Below are 5,258 nucleotides of genomic sequence, written 5' to 3'. Positions count from 1 at the left end.
AAGAAAATGTGAGTCTCAACCGCATCGAGCGGTATCGACTCACCCGCTTTCCTCCCCCACCTGTTCCGAGGTGGGGGAGTCCCACGGATCTTTTGTTGAAAACTGGGAAAAGAGAGCAGGTGGCGCAACTACTACCTGGACGAGGACAAGCCGATTTATTTCGTGACGTACTCCAGACAGCGATACAAGTATACGCTACTGGCTTCTCCACCTTCTGTAAAGGTTTCGCGTTTTATAGTGAGGAAGACGCCCACCCCCACTTTTAAATTCTATTAACTTGTTAAGTTGCTCTCGTTTTTCGCCTTTCCAGAAATCGTATTCCATCTTTGGGTGTCTACTCTGTGCGTTGCCCGAGACAAGAGGCGTAGATGTCCAAGATCGTCCTTAACGGATCAATCCAATTAGATTGCTTGGACTTGCTCCAAGTATACCACTTCTCGATTGCCGACTACAAGGTATTCCGTCGGCGGGCTATCCTTCCCGACGCTCCCCTTTGGGAGAGCGCGGGGCTGTCGCCCATAGCTCAAGTCCGGATTTTGGAGGATATTGACCAACGGTCAAAGCAGGCGCCTTCTGTTTAGGAAGGCGTAATCTTTGACTGTAATCTAGCTACGGCTAACTTGCCTAACACTGATGAACCTTGGGCTGTACTCACCGATTCTTCTCCCTCTTTGCAGACTTTTGCTGGTTAGGGTCGTCGTTTTGGTGGTATTGAACCTCATTTTAAGGATTATCAATCTGCGGGCTTTGAATTATTACGTTCTCATTTGCGGGACGCCCAAGCCCTTACCTGTGTTTTGATGTTGTTGGCTACTGCACAAATATTTGCACTCCATCTCGGCTTTCTCCTCACACAACTGGGACAGCTCTCTCAAATCGATTGGCATGGCGATCGCGGCTTGAGCTTTTTTCAACTCGGCTTGCGCCAACTACACTGTCTTTGCTATCAAGGTCTTCCTATTCCTCCCTTGCGACCTTTACCTCGAATTAATCCACCGCCGGCTTACGCCTCTCGTCGGAAACGACAAGCCTTGAGTTTTCAAATTGAGTTTTCTCGTGTCACTGTTTTCTCGGTTTAAACCTCAACCGACTTTTCTGCACCACTAAGGATGTAGCGGTGACTTGGCTTCCCCCCTATCACGATATGGGTTTAATTGGCGCGATTCTCCAGCCCATTTATGTGGGCTGTCCCTGTATTTGGATGCCCCCAGTTTCATTTTTACAGCAACCCTATCGCTGGTTAAAAGCCATTTCCCATTATCAGGGAGCGATGAGCGTTGCCCCTAATTTTGTTTATGAACTGTGTCTGGAAAAGATTAGAACTTTCGCATTGACAGACAAAGTAAATGATGCCTAGCAAGAAACTGAAGGAGATAATTGTTCTAAGATAAATTCCCGATCTACCTTTAATGAGAGTTCTCTTTGGAGTTCATACCAACCTTCAATCGTTTCTTGAATTCTCATCAGTTCTAATTGACAAAAAGCTCTTAAAGAACAAAAAATATGAGTAATAATTGCTTTAGTTGTTCTCACTTGAAACTTGGATAATCCACATAATTGCTTTAAGGCTCTATGATAACATTCAATTCCCCAGTGAATTGTTTGTAACTCTCTAAATTGATGACGATTCCAATGATGAAATTTCTCTGGCTCGACTAGAAAAGTGATCTAGTACCGACAACTTCCGTCTTTGAAAGTTCTCTTAAATACTTTGACGTGTCCAAATCCTTTTAAGAGGGTGTCTGAAAAGCTGGAGTGTAGGTATGAATTAGCACGTTAGCCGTCTTAACATGACTCGAATATTAGCCACATAAATCCAAGCTTCAGCGGTCTCTGGTAACCCCTCGTAGTCTTTACTCAATCGGCGACAAAACGTGAACCAGCCAAACGTGCGCTCCACTACCCACCGCTTGGGCAACAGCACAAATCCCTTCACACCGTCAGGTCGCTTGCTCACCTCAATCACCCATCGAAAGCGATCCATCATCTCTTTCATCAAATCGTCACCGCTATATCCCCCATCGACCCACATGACACACAGACGAATAAACCTCTGGCTAAACCTCTGGCGAACCTGATGCATTTTTTCGAGCACCTTGCGTGCGCCATCCCGCTCGGGGAGACTCGCTGCGATGTGAAAGTACTCCTAGCTTCAAGGCTTGCTGTCTCGTGATCTCTAACTCACCCAAGGTACTTTTTAGTTTTCGCTTTCTACTGTCTTGGTCACTTTCCGTAACTTCTCGGATAAAAAAAACCTAGTTCTGGGCTCACGTAAGTCTGTATTTTTTCTCGAACTGTCAATTCAATCTCTTCTAGGGTTTCCAAGCTGCTGGGCTCACTCTCTTCGTATAGGATTTTGGCAATTGCGTCGAGATGAGTTTTGAGGCGAGCTTGTTTTTCAGGAGTCATGGCTGAGTCTTACCTAAAGATTCCTTCTATTATCAGCTTTTTTAGCCCTTCTTGCAAACCTGACATGCTCCCTTGTTTTTTGGCAATGTGGACAAGTGGCGAGACGGGATTGATTTTCTACAACAATGAGCAGTTCTTCCTCACTGATGAAATGATAATTAGTTGCCTTAAATCCTTCCAAGTTAATTAGGAAAAAACTACATACCATATCCCCCACCGCCTGGGGTTTCAATAATAAAAATCTCACCTGCTTGCATTTCTACAGTCGCTGTACTATCTAACACTTCAACTGTTCCATTTTTTCTTTCTACCGCATTGCGTCCAGGTTTTCCGAACTCGCCACCGGCTAAACCAAAGGGGGCAAACTTGCGACGTCCGGATAAAATGGCTGCTGTCATGGGTTCTAAGAATTTAATGCGACGGATCACGCCATTTCCACCTTGATATTGCCCGTTTCCGCCACTATTCTCCCGAATGCTAAACTGTTCCACTAATACAGGAAAGCGCCACTCTAAGACCTCTGGGTCAGTTAAGCGAGAGTTTGTCATGTGAGTATGTACCGCGTCTGCACCATTGAAGCCGTTTCCTGCACCCGCACCACCACAAATCGTTTCGTAATATTGATAGCGGTCATTGCCAAAAGTGAAATTATTCATAGTTCCCTGTGAGGCTGCCATCACCTCTAATGCACCATAAAGGGTATCGGTAATTAACTGTGAGGTTTCTACATTTCCGGCGACTACTGCAGCCGGAGGTGTGGGATTTAATAAACAGCCTTCAGGAATAATAATGTCTAGAGGTTTCAAACAACCGGCATTGAGAGGAATATTATCATCTACTAGCGTCCGAAAAACGTATAGCACGGCTGCTTTACAAACGGCTGCTGGGGCATTGAAATTGCTACTTTGTTGGGGAGAGGTTCCGGTAAAATCAATAGTAGCGCGATGGGTTTCGCGATTAATGGAAATCTGTACTTGAATATGCCCACCAGTGTCTAACTCGGTGCGATAACTTCCTTCCTGTAACCGTTCAATTACTTTTTTAACCGCTGTCTCTGCATTGTTTTGCACATGGAACATATACGCTTGTACGGTTTCCAAGCTGAACTGTTCCACCATCCGCAGTAATTCTTGTACCCCTTTCTCATTCGCTGCAATTTGCGCTTGTAAGTCAGCAATATTCTGAGTGACATTTCGCACCGGATATTCCCCAGTAGTTAATGTTTCCACAAGGGCTTCTTCTCTGAATTGTCCGTTTTCCACCAGGAGGAAATTATCCAGTAACACCCCTTCTTCCTCAATGCGGTTACTATGGGGAGGCATGGAACCGGGGGTAATGCCCCCAATATCAGCGTGATGTCCGCGAGAAGCCACATAAAATAGAGGTGATGCACTCTCATCCACAAAAACAGGGGTAATAACAGTAACATCAGGGAGATGGGTTCCGCCGTTATAAGGATTGTTCAGAACATAGACATCCCCTGGCTTTAAGTTTCCCTGTTGCGCTGCAATTAAACTGCCCACACTCTCACTCATCGAACCTAAATGAACCGGAATATGAGGAGCATTTGCCACTAATTGCCCATTTTGATCAAAAATGGCACAAGAAAAGTCTAACCGCTCTTTAATATTTACTGAGTAGCTAGTATTCTGCAAGGTTGTTCCCATTTGTTCAGCAATGGAACGGAACAAGTTATTGAAAATTTCGAGTAAAACAGGATCTGGTTTTTCTGTCGCTGTTGGTTGTATGGTTAAACTCTCTGCTTCTGCTTGTTTAGTCAGGATGAGATGACCCTGATCATTCACCGTTGCTTCCCAACCTAGTTCAATCATATTCGTTCCTGTGGGTTCTATAATCATTGCTGGACTGGGAATGGAGTCGCCTGGCTGTAAATCTTCTCGTTGATAAACTGGGGTATTGCGCCATTTCTCGCCGGTATATACAGAAACGATGGTTGTCGGTTGCGGTAGCGTTTCTCGATGACGAGGAAGAGTTTTCTCAGCTAGTGGTTCGGTTTCATAAATTAATTCCACGGATATTGCTTCGACGATTAAGGGTTTCCCTTCCATGACAAAGCCATACCGTTGTTGATGAATGCTATTAAAGTCCGCTTGCATCTGGTCTAAGCTGCCAAAGTTCACCAACAGAGGCGAGTCTGTTCCTTCGTATTTGAGATGGACTTTTTGCTGGGTGGTAGTTCTTTCTGATGAGGAAATGCTCGTTTGTTTTGCTAATTCTTGTTGTGCTTCTGTAATTAAGGGAGAGAAGAGGGATTTTAAGTCTAGATCTGACGTAAGTCTCGCTTCCACCGCTTTTTCTCGCAAGACCCGAATATCCGCTAAACCAATGCCATAAGCCGATAAAACCCCCGCATACGGATGAATCAGCACTCGTTTCATTCCTAAGGCATCCGCAATTAAACAGGCGTGTTGTCCCCCTGCACCGCCAAAACAACAGAGGGTATATTTGGATACATCATAGCCTTTTTCTAAGGAGATTTTTTTGATCGCGTTTGCCATTTTTTCAACTGCAATGGCTAGGAAACCGGATGCAACGGCTTCTGGTAGGCGATTATCCCCAATTTTGGCGGTTAATTCCTGAAATTTGGCTTCAACAATATCACCATTGAGGGGTTCATCTTGATTTTTTCCAAACACTTTCGGAAAGAACTGCGGTTGCAATTTGCCTACCCTCACATTGCAATCGGTAACGGTTAAGGGTCCGCCATTGCCATAAGCAGCGGGTCCCGGATATGCCCCTGCTGAAGCGGGTCCCACTCGATACCGTGATCCATCAAACTCAACAATCGAACCCCCTCCTGCAGCCACAGTATGAATTGCCATCATGGG

General features: G+C 45.2%; 5 protein-coding genes and 1 pseudogene. 3 read left to right on the top strand and 3 right to left on the bottom strand.

Features of this window, described 5'->3' with window-relative positions:
• Positions 1-8 precede the first annotated feature (8 nt).
• From GVY04_03915 to GVY04_03905, 3 genes and pseudogenes are all read left to right on the top strand, one after another.
• Complete coding sequence (locus tag GVY04_03915; protein ID NBD15302.1) at positions 9-266, top strand: hypothetical protein; 258 nt, start codon at positions 9-11, stop codon at positions 264-266.
• A gap of 540 nt (positions 267-806) precedes the next feature.
• Positions 807-1,079: a hypothetical protein gene (locus GVY04_03910; GenBank protein NBD15301.1), complete on the top strand. Its 273-nt coding sequence runs from the start codon at positions 807-809 to the stop codon at positions 1,077-1,079.
• Positions 1,080-1,096: 17 nt separating this feature from the next.
• Positions 1,097-1,357 (top strand): annotated as a pseudogene (locus GVY04_03905) (AMP-binding protein).
• 411 nt (positions 1,358-1,768) lie between these two features.
• Here GVY04_03905 and GVY04_03900 read toward each other — a convergent pair.
• The 3 genes from GVY04_03900 to GVY04_03890 all read right to left on the bottom strand — a co-directional run.
• Positions 1,769-2,083, bottom strand: coding sequence for a transposase (locus GVY04_03900; protein NBD15300.1), 315 nt, complete (start codon positions 2,081-2,083; stop codon positions 1,769-1,771).
• A 140-nt stretch (positions 2,084-2,223) separates the two neighbouring features.
• The gene (locus tag GVY04_03895; GenBank protein NBD15299.1) at positions 2,224-2,409 is read right to left on the bottom strand and encodes a hypothetical protein; all 186 of its coding nucleotides are present in this window, start codon (positions 2,407-2,409) and stop codon (positions 2,224-2,226) included.
• A 197-nt stretch (positions 2,410-2,606) separates the two neighbouring features.
• The coding region (locus tag GVY04_03890; protein NBD15298.1) for a 5-oxoprolinase at positions 2,607-5,258 on the bottom strand (2,652 nt) is incomplete at its 5' end.

The organism is Cyanobacteria bacterium GSL.Bin1, assembly GCA_009909085.1.
GTDB lineage: Bacteria > Cyanobacteriota > Cyanobacteriia > Cyanobacteriales > Rubidibacteraceae > Halothece.
This window is presented reverse-complemented; position numbering and strand designations above follow the sequence as displayed.

What these genes read in the sequence shown, in the direction of transcription:
- GVY04_03900 (NBD15300.1), bottom strand. Translation starts at nt 2,083, where the DNA reads ATGCATCAGGTTCGCCAGAGGTTTAGCCAGAGGTTTATTCGTCTGTGT.
- GVY04_03895 (NBD15299.1), bottom strand. Translation starts at nt 2,409, where the DNA reads ATGACTCCTGAAAAACAAGCTCGCCTCAAAACTCATCTCGACGCAATT.